At 59.9% G+C, this 17,202-nt stretch carries 10 protein-coding genes; 3 read left to right on the top strand and 7 right to left on the bottom strand.

What is annotated here, in order from left to right:
* Positions 1–109: 109 nt before the first annotated feature.
* The 3 genes from HMPREF2975_RS11515 to HMPREF2975_RS11505 all read right to left on the bottom strand — a co-directional run bounded on the left by HMPREF2975_RS11515 (position 110) and on the right by HMPREF2975_RS11505 (position 11,154).
* Positions 110–6,337 carry an Ig-like domain-containing protein gene (locus HMPREF2975_RS11515; RefSeq protein ID WP_193600060.1) on the bottom strand — a complete coding sequence of 2,076 codons (6,228 nt, stop codon included), beginning with the start codon at positions 6,335–6,337 and terminating at the stop codon, positions 110–112.
* 322 nt (positions 6,338–6,659) lie between these two features.
* Complete coding sequence (locus HMPREF2975_RS11510) at positions 6,660–8,375, bottom strand: glycoside hydrolase family 13 protein (RefSeq protein ID WP_070728140.1); 1,716 nt, start codon at positions 8,373–8,375, stop codon at positions 6,660–6,662.
* A 313-nt stretch (positions 8,376–8,688) separates the two neighbouring features.
* On the bottom strand, positions 8,689–11,154 hold the full coding sequence (locus tag HMPREF2975_RS11505; RefSeq protein ID WP_070728138.1) for an ATP-dependent Clp protease ATP-binding subunit: 2,466 nt from the start codon (positions 11,152–11,154) through the stop codon (positions 8,689–8,691).
* A 213-nt stretch (positions 11,155–11,367) separates the two neighbouring features.
* On the opposite strand from HMPREF2975_RS11505, the gene HMPREF2975_RS11500 reads away from it, so the two are divergent.
* Entirely contained in the window at positions 11,368–12,525 is a 1,158-nt protein-coding gene (locus tag HMPREF2975_RS11500) for a glycerate kinase (protein WP_070728134.1), read from the top strand.
* On the opposite strand, the gene HMPREF2975_RS11495 is transcribed toward HMPREF2975_RS11500, so the two are convergent.
* From HMPREF2975_RS11495 to HMPREF2975_RS11480, 4 genes are read right to left on the bottom strand one after another with little or no spacing between them, the layout of a single operon-like run.
* Entirely contained in the window at positions 12,473–13,114 is a 642-nt protein-coding gene (locus HMPREF2975_RS11495) for a GNAT family N-acetyltransferase (protein WP_070728132.1), read from the bottom strand. The two genes, HMPREF2975_RS11500 and HMPREF2975_RS11495, sit on opposite strands and share 53 nt — an antisense overlap.
* Positions 13,115–13,122: 8 nt before the next feature.
* On the bottom strand, positions 13,123–13,548 hold the full coding sequence (dtd, locus tag HMPREF2975_RS11490) for a D-aminoacyl-tRNA deacylase (RefSeq protein WP_070728129.1): 426 nt from the start codon (positions 13,546–13,548) through the stop codon (positions 13,123–13,125).
* A 2-nt stretch (positions 13,549–13,550) separates the two neighbouring features.
* Entirely contained in the window at positions 13,551–14,741 is a 1,191-nt protein-coding gene (locus HMPREF2975_RS11485; RefSeq protein ID WP_070728127.1) for a CAF17-like 4Fe-4S cluster assembly/insertion protein YgfZ, read from the bottom strand.
* Entirely contained in the window at positions 14,734–15,477 is a 744-nt protein-coding gene (locus tag HMPREF2975_RS11480) for a heme-binding beta-barrel domain-containing protein (RefSeq protein WP_070728123.1), read from the bottom strand. The genes HMPREF2975_RS11485 and HMPREF2975_RS11480 overlap by 8 nt, the downstream gene beginning before the upstream one ends.
* Positions 15,478–16,135: 658 nt before the next feature.
* Here HMPREF2975_RS11480 and HMPREF2975_RS11470 point away from each other — a divergent pair.
* Positions 16,136–16,480 carry a hypothetical protein gene (locus HMPREF2975_RS11470; protein ID WP_141757428.1) on the top strand — a complete coding sequence of 115 codons (345 nt, stop codon included), beginning with the start codon at positions 16,136–16,138 and terminating at the stop codon, positions 16,478–16,480.
* A gap of 301 nt (positions 16,481–16,781) precedes the next feature.
* Entirely contained in the window at positions 16,782–17,201 is a 420-nt protein-coding gene (locus tag HMPREF2975_RS11465) for a DUF4418 family protein (RefSeq protein ID WP_070728114.1), read from the top strand.
* The last annotated feature ends 1 nt before the right edge of the window (position 17,202 follow it).

Genomic DNA, 17,202 nt, shown 5'->3' with positions numbered 1-17,202 from the left:
ATGCTCCTTACTGTGCGTTGGTTGCTGGCCAGTCGTTGGCAGCTCATTGACGAGGGTGGTTCAGGTACTGCCATGCGTACTATTCCCGTCCAGTTCCACTGCTCACCTGTTATTGTGACGTTTCGCATGTGAGGGTGCCATCCTGTAACCAGTTCTTCATGGTTTCCTGATCTGTCACACGGGTAGGTGCATTCGAGGCATACGGATACCCTAACGTCCTGATTTCGAATCTATACGTCTGGTCATCAGCATCTGACTTAAATTCGCAACGCAATGGCAGAAGACTCAGATCCCACACATCTGCCTGCACCTTGAAAGTATGGCAGTCATCGAACTTGTCTGACATCTCAGCATCGCACTTGGCAGGCATCGGTCTAATGGTGCCCCGTGCCTTGCTGGTGGCCGCAGCCTCAATGCTCTTTTCGATGTTCTCGGCATGAACAACCAACTTGAAGTTTATTGCCTCTCTGGTGTCCACATCGATGTGCCGGCTCGTTTCCGAAACGGGAATGTCCTCGCTCTTTCCGTTGTACTTCACGGTGATCGATGTGATGGGAGCTCCAGCGTTGTGAGTGATGGCCCACGACAGGTCGACTCCGTCCGGCGTACTGGTTGCCGTGAAGCTGTCAATCGTCGGCTGTCCGTATGTCGTCACCACTACTTCTTCAGTCGCTGGCCCGTCGGCGCGGCCGGGAGCAACCTGCCTGAATGTAATCCGTGCCTCCTGGCCGTCAGGCAGTCCCGTGATGGTCTTGCCCTGCAACGGTGTCCACTGACCTGCATTCACCGAATACTGAAGCTCAAGTTCTCCGCGATTGTAACCGTTACCTTTTTTCGTTTCAGCCGTCACCTTCGCGGTACCTGCTTCTCCGGTTGCTGTAACCGTCGGAAGATCGATCACAACCGGCGTCGAGAACACAGTGAAACGCTTGGAATCGACCTTGCGTGACGATCCTGCCGCATTGTCAACCCACACGGTGGCTACCACGCCTTCCTGCGGCTGCGCCTGCAACGTGATTTCCCCAGACAGCTCACCGTTCAACGCGACGTCACCCTTTCCGCCACCGCTCAATGTGACGTGCGCAGCGGTCAGCGGACTGCCGTTGTCCGACTCGACTGCCCAGCTGACACTGACCGCAGCAAGGTTTGGATCATCGGCAGAAGGTGTTGACCGAATGTCCGTGATCGACACCTTCAGAGGCGGCCCAAAGGGCGCGACCTGGGCAGATGGCTCGGATGGTTGTGAGGGTGACGGCGAGGAATTCAATGCCACAACAGAGGCATAGTAGGGCTGACCGTTCGTCAGGTTGGTGAATGTCACTGATGTCGTTGCGCCGTCTACTCGCTGCGTCTGGCCGTCAGAGAGCGTCACTTCGTACGCGGTGATCGGTGACCCTTCATTTGCCGGTGGATTCCACGTCACCGTCACCGACCCGTCGCCAGCAGCAAGCGTCGGGGCGGCAGGCTGGGATGGTTGAACGTCGACCAGGACAGGCTCGGATGCAGGAGACGAATCGGATGCGCCAACATCATTGTGCGCCACGACTGAGAACGAATGCTTCAGGCCGTTCGCCAGACCGCTAAGCGGGCAGGACGCAACATCGCAAGTGAACTCCTGACCGGTCGTGACATCCGTCAAGGTGAAGGAGGTAATAGCAGCACCATTGTCCGCTCCGGGCTGGAACGTCACAGTTGCTCTGCCAGGACCCGTGGCCATCACCGACACGTTGGATGGTGGTTCGGGCCGATCACGCACGACTAACCGCACGTTACCTTCCACGATGCGCCCCGGATCATTGGTGGCATCAATCAGGCGATAGTTGACCGTCATTTGCCCGTGGAAACCAACAGCTGGCGTGATGTGGAGGACTGTGCCCTGCGGATCCACGGTGCCTTCACCGATTTCAATCTGGCTTGACACGATCCGTATCGGCGTTTCCGGGAACGGGTTGATCGTGTACTTCGTCAGATCGATCGTTTCCGTACCGCCAGCGTTCGCAGCGTCGATGAGCGCGTCCGACACCTGAATGAGTGGCCGCGTGGAGGCGACAACCGTCACCGGGATCTCACCGACTACCGGCCCTGACCCGTCATCAACACTGATCGTGACCTGGTCCGTGGTGCCGGTGGCCTGATCAACGCCGGCCTGAAGGGACAGCATATGCCCATCAAGTTTCGCGCTGACAACACGAGGACTCTTCACCAGCGCATACTTGAATCCTTTAGGGTCAGCGTCGTCCGGGTCATCGACCATCGCCGACAGGTCCAACGTGATGGGTTCTTCACCTGCAGCCACACGCGCACTCGTCGGGATGAAAGCCGGTGGCTGGTTCTTCACTGCCTGCACCACAATCGGCAGGGAGAGCACAGCTGATAAGGCTGATGTATCCGATGCAACACCGTCACGTACTTCAAAGGAAACGGATGTCTTACCGGAAAATTCCGGGTCGGTGTGCAGGGTGAGGCGATGCTGGTCCTCCAGCACGATCTTCGGATCCAGCCCCCATGATGCTTTGAGCCTGGATTCGTCCGTGATCATCGCGGTACGGCCCGCCCTCGTAATGACGTGGTCCCGAATGTCGATGACGACGTCACTGCCGGCCCGTGCCTTGATCGGCAGGTGCGACTGGTCCAGGCGCGGCCTGGTCTGATCGGTTCCCGGAATCGACACCACTGCGGAGGATGAGAGGCCGTCCTGATCGGTAATCGTGTAGACCAAGAGCCGTCGAGTCTCGTATGCCTTCGCTTCAATGATTCCGCCCTTGACTTCAGCGTCGGGAGCGCGTGTGGACACAACCAGTTCTGCGACGGTTCCGTCGGGATCCTCATCGTTTTCCACCACGTTAATCGGCACAATCTCACTGTCAGGCATATCAGCCAGCGCCACAACGTCATCGCGAGCGATCGGAGGCATCAGGGGCGCATCGTTCTTCGCATTGATCGTCAACGTCCCGTTGTCCACACCGCCACGCGAGTCGGTGACCTGATAGGACATGACGTATGTTCCGGCAGCTTCTGGAACCTCAACCTGGATCCCGGTTCCCACAATTTCAGCTTCGAGGGCGTCGTCCAGCACGCTGAGCGAATCGGGAACCAGCGAGATTGAATCCCCGTCAGGGTCAATGTCGTTGGCTAGAACGTTCACCATGATCGTGCGCCCAGGTTTGACCAACAGAACGTCTTTAACAGCAGTGGGTGGCTGATTACTACCCGCCGGTGGCGCAATACCGACGCGCACACGTGCGGTTGCCTGCTTGCCCTGACGGTCCTCAACGATGTAGGTGAATACGTCCGTGCCGGTGGTCTTGCGCGCAGGCGTGTATTCGATCCAGTCAGTGCCCAATTCAATCGTTCCCTTGGACGGTGCCTGCTCGATACCCACCAGTGTCACAGAATCGCCGTCAGGGTCGATCGTGGACAGTGGGACAGGGATTCGAGTCGTCTGCCCTGACACGGCCCACGCTGTCAGAGGGCGAGGTTGCGGTGCCGCGTTGGCACCTTCGAGGGCGACCACTTCGAACACGACTGTCGATGTCGCCATGTTGCCGACCATGTCGTGCACCGTGTACGACACATGCATCACACCTGGCGTTGTGCCTGCTTCCAAGCGCACTAGGTTACCTGTTACAAAGGGGGTTCCGACCTGCGAGTTTTCCTCGAACTGCAGTTTCGGATCGACTTTCATTGCCAGGCCGGCCGGCGAGCGATCGTTTTCCAGCACGGGGACCGAAGCAACGTCTCCGACACGCACTTTGGCATGGTCGGGCTGCAAAACGGGTGGTTTCTTGTCGTCGAGCGCTCGTGACGGGACGACTGTGATCCGCGCTTGGGCAGTATGGGACCCGTTGGAAACGGAATACTGGAAGCTGACGGCTTCATCGAGGCCGCCAGGTGCCGTGATGCGCAGGAGGTGGCGATCGACCAGTGTGACGCGCAGGCCCAGTTTGTCCGTCGGCTCCACCTGCTGAATGACCAGGACGCCGCCGGCTGGATCGGAATCATTATTCAACGGTGCGGCAAGTGCTTCACCGCCAGCAGGCAGGACAACCAGGTCATCGTCAGCAACGGGGACTGCATTGGAGTCAGCTTCCACCACGTCAATGCGAATGATGCCCAACACGGTCGAAGGGCCATCTGAAATGGTGTAGGTGAACTGGTAGGTACCCGGTGCCTGCGCTTTGAACGTGATGGATCCGAGAGCCAGGTCGGGCGTGAGCTGTGTTCCGGCTGGAGCTTCAGACACACCAACCAGCGTCAGGCCGTCACCGTTGGGATCCGTATCGTTGGTCAGCGGCTCGATCTCGAGGGCTTCGCCGGCTCTCGCCACATAGAAATCGGCGTGCGCAACAGGTGGAATGTTGCCTGGTGGCTGTACGACGATGGGTACGACACCTTGCGTTTCGGCACGCCCGTCAGAGACTACGACGTTCACCTCGTACTGGCCGGGCGCTGCGCCCAGATCCCGGATATTCAGGGTTCCTTCTTCACGGTACTGCACCTGGATACCGTCAGGAGCACTGGCGGACTGCAGGAAGATCGGGTCGCCGTCCGGATCGTTCCAATCAGGCAGCACGTTGTACTCAATGGCAGCTCCCGCTCCCAGTTTCTGCGGATTCTTGCGGATCTGCACCGGGCCGGCGTTCTGATCCCAGGGGTGCACACTGATCGTCACCGTCGCACTGTCAGATGCCTGCCCGTCGTATGCCTCGTACACAAAAGTGGTGCTGCCCGACGCATCATCGGGCACGTCCGTCATCTGCAACGCCTGGCCGCCACGCGTCGGTGTCACCGCTCCGATCTGAGGCTGGCTGATCGGTCTGGCTGTCAGAACATCACCATCGATATCCGTGTCATTTTGCAGTACAGGCAGCGTGGTGGCTCGGCCTGGCCTGACACCGAACTCATCATCAACGGCGTCAGGTGGAGTGTTCTTGTCCTTGCGCTGAGGGTCGATAATTTCGTCGGTGTATTCAGGCGATTCCTCTTCTTCTTTTTCCTTGTCAATCTCCTGGTCGATCTCATCCCAGTCATCCATGAACGCCATGTTCATGTCGGGCAGCCAGATGCCACCCTCGTTAATTTCGTTGAGGACGATGACCTTACGGTTGGTTCTAAACGAGATGTTGCGCGCAGACTTGAGGGTGTCAACAACCATCGACGTGTCATTGGCAGAGTCGTCACACAGACGCACATAAGAGCCCGAGCCTGCCCACGCGCCGTACGAGCATCCTTCGTGTCGTGTGGGAGCCGCCGGCTTTCCTGAACGATTCTGCTCATTCGCGGGGGTGATCGTCACAGGATCGCCGTTGAGGGGAACGCTGATCAGGGATCGAGGGGTGGCCAGTAATACCGCGTCATGGTCGGGGCCGGGATTTTGCAGGATGGCATCTGTTGGGACGCCTTCATCGGACAGGGATCGTGCGGACCCATCGGGGAGGAACAGCGTGTTGGTTGACTGGTCGAGGGCGACTGGTCGTTCACCGACCGCCGTGATCTGCAGCAATGCGTCGGCGCGCATATCAGGGATGTCGACACTGTGTTTCTGATCGACATAGCCGCGGCGCGTGACTGTCACGAACTGGCCGGTTGCTGCCGACACCGCCATGACGGTTCCATTGACGCTGGTTGTCACCACACCTGAGGTAAGGCCTGTTTCGATCGCGCTGTCGTCTCCCATCGGCACGGTCGAGGGCTCGGATGCCGGCAGGACCCACAGGTTTCCTTCCGCGCCGTCCAGCACACCGATCCGTTCTCCGCCTTGCACTGCCTGGGCGCGTTCAGTCAGCGACGTTGTCGCACCCATGCGCACGCCGGCCACGTCGATAGGGGCGATCGAGTTGGTGCTCTCATCAGAAAACGTGACGGTATCTGCTGCCTGGCCGATGTCGAATTGGGCGGCGTCTGTGCGCAATGCGGCATCGAGGCGCCGAGTCTGGTAGTTGAGGTGACCGACCAGTTGGCGCGAGGAGTTTGTCACCCATATGCCACCGTCATTCACGTCGATCTGGGATGTTGGCACGCCCGGATGAAGCAGCGCCAGCGTGGTGACAATCAGGCAGAACACCAACACGATAATGGCTGGGATTTTGCGTCGATTTTTCGCGAGTTGCTTCTTGAGTTGTCGTCCCCGTCGACTCAGGTGAAGCCGGCGTGACAGCGTGTTACCGCCCTGATTGGCGGGCGAGTACTCGTCGCCGGGAGGCATCGGGGGTGCAGAAAGAAAAGGGGAAACGTTGTTGCCGTTCACTGACTTGGATCCGGTAGCGGGTTGGGTGCCTGATTCGGATTGCCCAACGGGTTCAGGTCGACTCTGCGGAAAATCAGACGTCGTCCTCACTCTCGCCTCCTTCATCACGGTCTCATTGAAACAATGATCAGCATGTGACGGCTCTGCGCATCAGATGATCCACCTGGCGGCGGGCAGGCTCACGTCCTCTCAAAGAAGTGGAGTCGCATACGCAGAAACAACTGCAACCGCAGTAAGTCTGACACGAAAATCCGGATAAAGACAGAGGCAGGCGAAAAATCGTTCCTATTTCTCACGTGTATCGCGCTCAGTTGTCGGTTCCCACGCGGGCGAGGGATGGAGTCCCCACGACCCGGGCAGAGGCGCCGACAATGCGACGCTTCTGCGCGGGCACGAGGGGGTTCACGGTAGCTTAGCTGCGCGGTGCGCACCAGATGGTTGTCTCACCAGGCAGGACACCGTCGGTCAGCGGCTCACTGGTCAGGATGGCTGTGCTGGTGTCGAATGGGATCGGCTCGGTGCTGAAGTTCGTGATCACGTCCCAGCCACCGGGACGGCGCAGATGCAGCACCTGGTCGCTGTGCGGTGCCTCGATGCTGTCGTCGACCCATTCCATTTCTTCGGCGTCCTGCAGTGTGCGGCGCAGATGCAGTGCACGCCGGTACAGAGACAGCGTCGAGTCTTCGCGGGCAGATTCCACGTCGACTGCACTGTCTGCGAACCATGAGGGTTGCGGCAGGTGGGCCAGTCCTCCAAATCCGAAGTTCGCGGCGTCATGGACCCACGGCAAGGGGACGCGGCAGCCGTCGCGACCGATTTCTTTCTGATTGGTGCGGAAGAACGTCGGGTCCTGACGCTGATCGGCCGGGATTTCCGCCACTTCATGCAAGCCGAGCTCTTCACCTTGATAGATGTAGGACGATCCGGGCAGTGCCAGCATGAGCATGGTGGCGGCGCGCGCACGACGCAATCCCTGTTCACGATGAAGCTCCGGCTCGGTACCACCTGTCAGCAACCAGTCCTGACCCACCGGCTTGTCGGGCCTCGGACCATGAGTGCGCACTGCATCGGGCAGGCCGTAGCGCGTGGCATGGCGGACAACATCGTGGTTCGACAACACCCATGTGCTCGAGGAACCTGACGAACTGGCCAGCTCCAAATTGTCGGTGATAATCGTGCGGAACTGGTCGGCGTTGAAGTCGGCTTCAAGCAGGTCGAAGTTGAAGGACTGTCCCAGGCTGTTCGGGTTTGCGTACCGAGGCACCCGGTCAGGATTCACCCACGCCTCGGCAACCGCTGTGCGCGGCGGATCGTAGGAGTTGAAGACCTCACGCCAGGTAGCGTAAATGTCCTGAACCTCGTCGCGGTCAAAGATGCGGTGGTGTCCATCCATCGGCATAGCGTCGAGTTCTGCCTGGCTGGGCAGCGGTTCGCTGAGGTCTTTCGCCAGTCCGTGGGCGACATCAATGCGGAAACCATCGACACCGCGGTCAGACCAGAAGCGCAGTGTTGTCAGGAAGTCCTCGCGCACATCGGGGTGATCCCAGTTCAGATCCGGCTGCTCGCGGGCAAAGAAGTGGTAGTACCACTGTCCGTCTTCAACCTGTTCCCATGCGGCACCGCCGAACGTGGAGGTCCAGTCCGTCGGGGGCTGCGAGCCGTCAGGGCCTGTGCCTTCGCGGAAGATGTAACGTTCACGCGCCGCTGACCCGCGGCCCGCTGCCAGAGCTTCCTGGAACCAGGGGTGCATGCGTGAGGTGTGGTTGGGCACGATGTCAACGATGACGCGGATGCCTCGCCCATGCAGGGCCGCGATCATTTCGTCAAAATCGTCAAGCGTCCCCAGGCGTGGATCCACGTTGCGGTAGTCGGCCACGTCGTATCCGCCGTCAGCCAGCTCGGAAGGATAGAAGGGGCTGAGCCACACAGCATCCACACCGAGGCCAGCCAGGTAGTCTGCCCGTGAGGTCACACCCTTGATGTCACCGAGCCCGTCGCCGTTCGAGTCAGCGAAGCTGCGCGGGTAGATCTGGTACACAACCGCCTGGCGCCACCACAGTGGGTCTGTGCTGAGCGCCGTGTCGGCGTCAACGCGTGCGTGCGACTCGGGCGTAGGTGCTGCAGGCATCAGGGTCTCCTTAGGTTTTGGCATCGCAGCAATTATGGCAAAATCTCGTCGGCGCTGTTGGCTGAGATGGGCGTGCGAGAAGGAAATTTATCACCCTCGTGTGCAAGGGCTCAACTGCGTGCAGGAGGGGTCACGTGTGGCAGGAGTTCTTCGGACGCTGCAGGCTGCTTCGTCCCCGCGCAGCTGAAGATATTTGTCGAGGGTGGCCGCCTGGATGACCGTGACCAGTTGACGCCTGGAGCCGAACTACCGTGGCCGGTTGGCCCCTAACCACGGTAGTCAGCCGCTACACGCAGGCCATGCGACCAGACGATCAGATCCCCGTGAACGTAAATTCACGCTGGTCGCCCTCGCCGGCAACATCGACGGTGACAACCTGACCCGGCATGATCTCACCGAACAGGATCCGCTCGGACAAGGCGTCCTCAATATCGCGCTGGATGGCGCGGCGCAGCGGCCTGGCACCCAGAACAGGGTCGTACCCGCGGTCGGCCAGCAGTTCACGCGCAGCATCGGTGATCTGCAGTTTCATGTTCTGGTCCTCCATGCGCTCCGCCAGGCGACCGATCATCAGGTCAACGATCTGCGTGATCTGCTCCTTCGTGAGCGGCGGGAAGACGATGACGTCGTCAACACGGTTGAGGAACTCGGGGCGGAAATGCTGCTTGAGCTCCTCATTCACCTTCGACTTCATGCGCGAGTAGTCGTGCGTGAGATTGTCGGCGGACTGGAAGCCGGTCAGCACACCCTTGTTGATGTCGCGCGTGCCCAGGTTGGTGGTCATGATGATCACCGTGTTCTTGAAGTCCACCTTGCGTCCCTGTGAATCGGTCAGATGACCTTCTTCCAGGATCTGCAGCAAGGAGTTGAAGATATCGGGGTGAGCCTTTTCAACCTCGTCAAACAGGACAACGGAGAACGGACGGCGACGGACCTTTTCAGTAAGCTGGCCACCCTCGTCGTATCCAACGTACCCGGGAGGTGCACCGAACAGGCGTGATGCCGTGTGCTTCTCGGAGAACTCGCTCATATCTATCTGGATCAGCGCATCTTCATCACCGAACAGGAACTCCGCGAGAGCCTTGGCCAGCTCAGTCTTACCGACACCGGTCGGTCCGGCAAAAATGAACGAACCACCGGGGCGTTTCGGATCTTTCAGGCCGGAACGTGTGCGTCGGATAGATTGCGATAGTGCTTTGACAGCCTCTTCCTGGCCGATGACGCGCTTATGCAGCTCATCTTCCATCTTCAGCAGCTTGGCAGATTCGGTCTGAGTCAGCTTCACCACCGGGATGCCGGTCGACATGGCGAGCACTTCAGCGATTTCCTCTTCGGTGACCTCCGCGATTTCTTCGCGTTCGCCACCCTTCCACGCATCTTCCTTCTCGCGACGTTCCTCACCCAGTTTCTTTTCCTCATCACGCAGGGAGGCGGCACGCTCAAAGTCCTGATCATCGATCGCGGCTTCCTTGGCCTTGCGCACATCAGCGATCTTCTCGTCGATTTCACGCAACTCGGGCGGTGCCGTCATACGGGCGATGCGCAGGCGGGCACCGGCTTCATCCATCAGGTCAATGGCCTTGTCAGGCAGGAAACGGTCAGAAATGTAGCGGTCTGCCAGCTCGGCTGCGGCGCGGATCGCCTCATCGGTGATGATGACGCGGTGATGCGCCTCGTAGCGGTCACGCAGCCCCTTCAAGATCCCAACTGTCTCATCCACAGAGGGTTCCTCGACACGCACCGGCTGGAAACGACGCTCCAACGCAGCGTCCTTTTCCACGTGCTTGCGGTACTCGTCAAGCGTGGTGGCACCGATGGTCTGGATTTCGCCGCGAGCCAGCATTGGCTTGAGCATCTGAGCGGCATCAATGGAGCCTTCAGCAGCACCGGCGCCGACCAGTGTGTGGATCTCATCGATAAACAAGATAATGTCACCGCGCGTGCGGATCTCTTTAAGGACTTTCTTCAAGCGTTCTTCGAAATCGCCGCGATAGCGCGACCCGGCGACCAGGGATCCCATATCCAGTGAGTAGATCTGGCGGTCTTTAATCGTCTCCGGCACGTCGCCATGCACGATCGCCTGAGCCAGGCCTTCGACAACAGCGGTCTTACCGACACCGGGTTCACCGATCAGCACCGGGTTGTTCTTCGTGCGACGCGACAGCACCTGCATGACGCGTTCCATCTCCGTCTTACGACCGATCACCGGATCAAGCTTGCCTTCACGTGCAGCCTGAGTCAGGTTGCGACCGAACTGCTCCAAAATAGCGGAGTTCGTCTGACCGGGGTCGCGCACAGGGTTGCCCGATACGCCCACCGCCTCGCGGTTGTCCCCATCGCTCTGGTAACCCGACAGCAGCTGGATAACGGCTTGACGCACCTGCGACAAGTCAGCTCCCAGCTTCGTCAGCACCTGAGCTGCAACGCCCTCGCCCTCTTTGAGCAAACCGAGCAGCAGGTGCTCAGTGCCAATGTAGTTGTGACCCAACTGCAGTGCTTCACGCAGCGACAGCTCAAAGATTCTCTTGGCACGCGGCGTGAACGGAATGTGACCTTCGACAGGCTTTTCGCCCTCGCCAATAATGTCGATGACCGCTTCACGCACCTGGTCGCGCTCAATGTTCATCATGTCGAGGGCTTTTGCTGCGACTCCCTCGCCCTCGGTAATGAGGCCCAGCAGCAGGTGCTCAGTGCCGATGTAGTTGTGGTTGAGGTTCCTGGCTTCGTCCTGTGCGAGGACGACGACTCGCCGAGCTCGGTCGGTGAACCGTTCGAACATGGCTCCTCCTGATGTTCACGAATGGGATGGCGCAGACACGGGTGCCTGGCGTTTTCAACTGGTTCCACCCTACGGGCTGATTGGCGCGGTCGCTTGAATGTTCACTACAGGCGAGCGGAAACACTGCCAGTTGTCTGCCTCGCGTGCGCACACAAGCACGTCAACACGCTGCCTACAATCAGAGCAAACCGCGCCGCGACAGAGAGGACTGCCATGAAAATCGTCTGCGCTCCTGACAGTTTCAAGGGGTCGATGACAGCGATGCAGGCGGCGCGTGCACTTGCTGACGGTGTTCGTGCAGTCGTACCCGATGCGCAATGCGAGGTGGTTCCGCTGGCTGACGGCGGAGAAGGCTTCGCGCAGGCCATCGCGGATGCCCTGGGGGCGCAGTTCCACATCGTCGAGGTTCACGACTCGCTCGGCCGCCCTCGTGAGGCAGGGTTCTGGACGGCAGGTGGCAGCGCGGTCATCGAAGTTGCCGAGGCTGTCGGGCTGGGATTGGTCGCGGCTTGCGACCGGCGAATTTGTTCCATGACCAGCGCTGGAGTGGGTGAGCTGATCTCGGCAGCACTGGACCTTGGTGTTGAGGAGATCCTCATCGGGCTGGGCGGGTCCGGCACGAACGATGGCGGAGCGGGAATGCTGCGCGCCTTGGGTATGAGCTTCATTGACGAGGGTGGCCGTGACGTCGACGATTCGCCGGAGTGCCTGGGAAAGGTTCGACGTATTGACGTGTCTGGCCTGGATGGGAGGCTGAGGGATGTGCGCGTGCGCGCCGCATGCGATGTGGACAATCCGCTGTGTGGGCCTCGGGGCGCATCCGCTGTATACGGGCCTCAAAAGGGTGCGACACCTCGCGACGTCAAGGTGCTGGATCGTGCGTTGGCAGCCTTCGCGCACGCTGACCCGGCAGCGAGCGCCCATGCCGACAAGGCGGGAGCTGGAGCGGCAGGTGGGCTGGGGTTTGCGCTGTCAGCTTTCCTGGGCGCTTCGTTGGAATCAGGGGTGGATCTGGTGATGGAAGGCGTCGGGCTGGCGGAAGTGCTGCGCGGGGCTGACCTTGTGCTGACCGGCGAGGGGTCGATCGACCGGCAAAGTGTCATGGGCAAAACCATCTCCGGGGTGGCGCGCCTGGCACGCGAGGCCGGCAGCGTTCCTGTCATCGCGTGCGCCGGCAGAATTGAACAGGGGCAGGCACTGACTGATGAGCTGTTGCGATGCGGAATCATTGCCGCTGTCCCGATCGTGCCCGGGCCGTGTTCAACGGATGAGGCGGTGTCATCGGGCGAAAGGAACCTGCGTGCCACCGCTTCGCGTGTCATGCGGATCTGGATGGCCCGCGCAGGCAAATCCCCATGGTGTAGCCGCTGACGGCGCCATCACTGCCTCGGTCTTCACGCAGCACCTCAAGACCATTTTTGGCATAAAAGCCGATGGCACGTGAATTGTCCGCGTCAACCCCGATGGCGATGCCGTGTGCGTGCGACCGCGTGGTCACCGCCTCGGTGAATCTGCCAAGAAGCTGCGTACCGAGCCCGCGTCCCTGCACATCGGACAGCAGGTCGATGTGAAATTCGGCCTCATAGGTGCGGCGAAGATCCGACCACATGGAATCAGGGTTGAGGCCGCGTTCAAGCAGTTCACGCTCGCCTTCTGGCCACAGCTCCGTGCCGCCGAAACGCTCGCGCAGCACCGGCACCCAGTGGTCGCGCCACCAGTTCACAAAGGAAGCAACATCGGGGACACCCACGATGTATCCACTGATGTGTGAGCCAGTATCAACCACAAACGACCAGCTCGGAGCGTAACTGACGTACGGCAGTGCGTAAATGTAGGGCAGAATTTCATCATCGGTGAGCCTGCCCCGCGCTCCCCTGCCACTGTCGGCCGTATCAATGCAGATCGACGTCAGATCAGCTGCGTCCGTTAACCGGTACGGGCGAATATGCACCTCCGTCATGGTTCCGTCTACGCCTCAACCAGCACAGTAAACGGCCCGTCGTTGACCAGTTCAACCTCCATGTGGGCGCCAAACTGGCCGGTCGCCACTTCCAGCCCACGCTCACGCAGCCCCTGAGCCACAGCATCAATCAGCGGTTCAGCCACAGGGCCCGGCGCAGCTGCCGACCACGAGGGGCGCCGGCCCTTACGGGTACTGCCATAGAGTGTGAACTGCGAGACGACCAGGACCGCGCCGCCAATGTCGCTCACCGATTGTTCATCGTCCATGATCCGCAGCTCCGCAATTTTGCGCACCACCGTGTCGACCTGGTCGGGGCCGTCCTCGTGAGTGGCGGCGACGAGGGCGAGGATGCCGGGGCCAGTGATTTCTCCGACAACTTCACCATCGACGCGCACGCTCGCACGAGTCACCCGCTGAAGTACTGCTCGCACTGTTATGCCTTCCTTCCACCTGACATGTGCGGTGATCCTGCCGGCGGAATATCCAGCCGGCGCAGGTCCTTGTTCGTCAGGTCCTTTCCGGGGCGCTCATCGGGTGAATCTTCACTGCGACCGTCACGCGGCACGATGATTTCCTGCGCAGCGCTGACCCCGTCAATGTCAAAGACCGTGTCTTCTGGGACGTTGCGCGAAATGAGCGCCAGCGCAACGGGGCCAAGTTCGTAGTGCCGTGCCGCTGATGTGACCACACCCACCTGCCGGTTTCCACGCATCAGTCTGGCTCCGCTTTCCGGCAGATCTCCGCGTGAGCCATCGAGTTGCAGGAAGGTCAAGCGCCTGGGCGGTTTACCAAGGTTCACCACACGTGCCACAGATTCCTGTCCGCGGTAGCAGCCTTTATGCAGATGAACGGCGGTGCGCATCCAGTCGAGTTCAGCCGGGATGGATCGAGCGTCCGTGTCCCGTCCGATAAGAGGACGCCATGCCGCAATGCGCAGTGCGTCCCAGGCAAGCATTCCGGCAGGCGTCATGCCGTCGCTGTCGCCCGCCACACTCATCATGTCGGTGATGGCGCCGTCGCCCTCGACAATGTGGAGGTGGAAACGCGTGTCAGATCCCGGGTGCTTGCTGCCTGCAAAGTATCGCGTGCCGCCTTCCACGACTCCTGGCCACGGGTCATCCCACGTGAACAGGTATCCCGGCAGGTTGCGTGCTGTTTCAGCAAGCGGATCGGTCTGGGCGTCAGAGCTGACGGTGCCGATCACGCGAATGTCGTGGCGCTCCGCCACTTCGACGCGCAGCATGAATTTCATGGACTCGAGCCACTGGGCCAGTGCGCCGACGCGGTCACGCACAGTTACCAGCCACGTCATTTCACCGTCATCGTGGACTGCTGCGGCGTGCTCGATGCGGCCGTTGGCATCCAGCACCAGCAGTTCTTTTGATTCTGCAGGCGTCATGCCATTGATGATCTGCGAGGTCATGTTCGTGAGCCATGACTGACGATCAGGCCCGCTGACGCACACGGCTGCCAGAGTGGACAGATCCGTGAAGGCCCGCGATTCAGCCAGTGCCCACTGCTCCCCGATCGGGTCGCCGTAGTGAATCGGCAGGCCGACCCACTCGCCCTCACCTGCAACAGCTTTCGGCCAGGTCAACAGTGGCGAATGCAGCTGATCAGTCATCGCTGTCCTGCGCATCGACGCCACCGTGGTTCGCCGCAGCGTTGCTCGGCGTTCTTGCAGAATCTGATGTGACAGCGTCCCCCTCGTCAATTCGCATGAGACGACCAGAAATCGAGGTAATCGACTCGCCTGCACCCACCATTGTGACGTCCTGAGCCCACATGAGTTCACCTGCGACCAGGCCGAACATGCGAGAGGCTTCCTCAACGGGTTGAGCGCGTGGGCTGCGTGCGATCGCGTCGGAAATCATGCGTACGCGCGGCCCCATCGACACTCCCGCCCACAGCGTCGCCAGACCTTTCTGATCCGCGCCACTGGCAGTGAGCTCTCGGGTTTGGAACTGTCCGGGAGGGGGCAGCTCCTGCGTCGTCGGCATGACGCTGACGTACACGGTTTCCTCATTGATCAGGTCCTGTTCGACGAGGGCGGCCAGGCCTTCCTCGGTCGAGGCACTCGGGTCAAGCGACTGAACGCGCGACGTTGCCGAGTAGATGCGGGTCACCATGCGCATCTGTGTGCCCACGGCTTCGCACGTGATCTCTTCAATGACCATCTGATCGGGCACATCGTCACTGTCAGCGGAGGTGGCGGGGGTGTTCTGGTCGGATTCTCCGGACGAATCGGGGGTGGCGGGCGCCGCGTGCGATCCGGCAATCACGCCCCAGCCGCGCCACTGTCCCAGCATCCACGCCAGGGGTGCAATTTCTCGAGGAGTGTTCTCATCAAGTACAAACATGCTTCTTACTGTACGGGCCTTCACGACGATTCACGAGGGGCGACCAGCAATTCTCTGGTCTTGTTCGCCATCACCGAAGCGGGCAACACTGCGCACTGATGGCGGGGACGGCACCGGCGGAACCTGGAGTTGGCAAGGTCACTGAGCGTCAGTGTGGGTGGCAATGTTAGGCTGAACGCGGCATCGGGCCGCTAAGCCCCGGGCTCCAACTATTGCCGCTACGAGCGGCCTTCGCGCCGACAGGCGCTTTCGGTCCGATGCCACTTTCACCCCGCGTCATTTCCAGCACCTTGCGATGATCAAGGATAGATCGTTGGAGCCGGAGATATTGATGTGTGGCAGTGCGACATGGCACGGTAGTACTCAAGTACATGAAACTGATCTAGTCGTGCTGGTGAGCTGCGTTCTCGTGATCGCTCTGGTTGCGGCCGGCGTTCTTTTCATCACCTCACGTCACTCTGATCCACTCTCTGCAAGTGAAGCCACAGAGGCACTCCGAAATGTCGCGGTCAGTGGCATTGGCCCCGTTGATGAAGTCGAGGGCCCCATCCGCTATACCGACGTTGAGCCGCTGCAGTTCAAGAGCACTCAATGCTAGAAGCTTTTTGACAGCCTGTCGTCACCGGATTACATGAGTCACACGTCATTGATTGAGGGAGTGACTTCTGTGGCCTTCATTGAGCTGTCAATCTTCCCCAGTAAGGCCAACGCGCAGGAATTCTACGATCTCCACTTGGAGAGAAATCGGAAAGGATGCGATGGTGAGGCAATTGATGCGGCGGTCACCGGCCTGGACTTCAGAGAGGACGGCAGGGTCAGCGGCGCGCAGTACGTCACCTTCACGGCTGATCTTGCCGATCCTGATCCACATGAGACGTATACGTTTACTCGTATCGCGTACTCCAACCTCGTGTTGGGAATCTACTTCACCAGCGCAGGCGAACCAGTAAGCGCCGAAGCGATCCATGAAACAGTGACGTCGATTATCAATGCGGTTCGATGAGGATCTGACCACCAGGCACTGACAGCCGGTTGAGCGCCGGGCACAGCAGCTCACCGTACGAGATAGAAAGATGGCTTAGTTCGAGGCCCTTTCACGTCGCCTTGCTCACTTTTTAACGGTTCGCACCACAGGTCCACACCTCCTGCGCTCTCGCCGTTGGCGCTATTCTGCGGTTTCCATCCACTCCTCACCGCTTAGGTAAGGTTTGCCTTTCTTATTTTACGCTGTCATAATAACAGCGTTTCTTGAGAGACGGACTGATCCGGCAGAGGGGTCGTCGAGCACCTGTGAAAGGGTTATCATGACAAACAAACTGATCTCATCGATTCCAGCAATCATTCTGGGACTTCTCATCGCATTCGCGCCCAAGACTTTCGCGCAGCCATGCCCTCCGACGGAAGATGGGCACTTCATGAAGTGTCACTGGTCAGCTCAGGCCGCCCTCGGCATCGGTCTGGTTATCGCAGTCATCGGCGTCATTGCGTTCTTCGTTGACACCCGCATCCAGACAGGACTGGCAATTGCAGCTGGCCTCAACGGCGCTTTGACTATCACCATCGTCAAGGTTCTCATTGGCGGATGCATGAAGGCCGACATGCACTGCAACATGATCATGGTCCCCACGCTGATGGTTCTGGGCATCCTGACCATTGTCTACGCGGTGGTTGTGGTGTACGTGAACAGTCGCGTCATGACAATCGCACCCGCCTCACAGAAGTAAG

Source organism: Actinomyces sp. HMSC065F12 (assembly GCF_001814535.1).
In the GTDB taxonomy this organism is placed as follows: Bacteria; Actinomycetota; Actinomycetes; order Actinomycetales; family Actinomycetaceae; genus Pauljensenia; species Pauljensenia radingae_A.
Note: the sequence above shows the minus strand (reverse complement) of the source record. Positions and strands in the feature narration are given on the sequence as shown.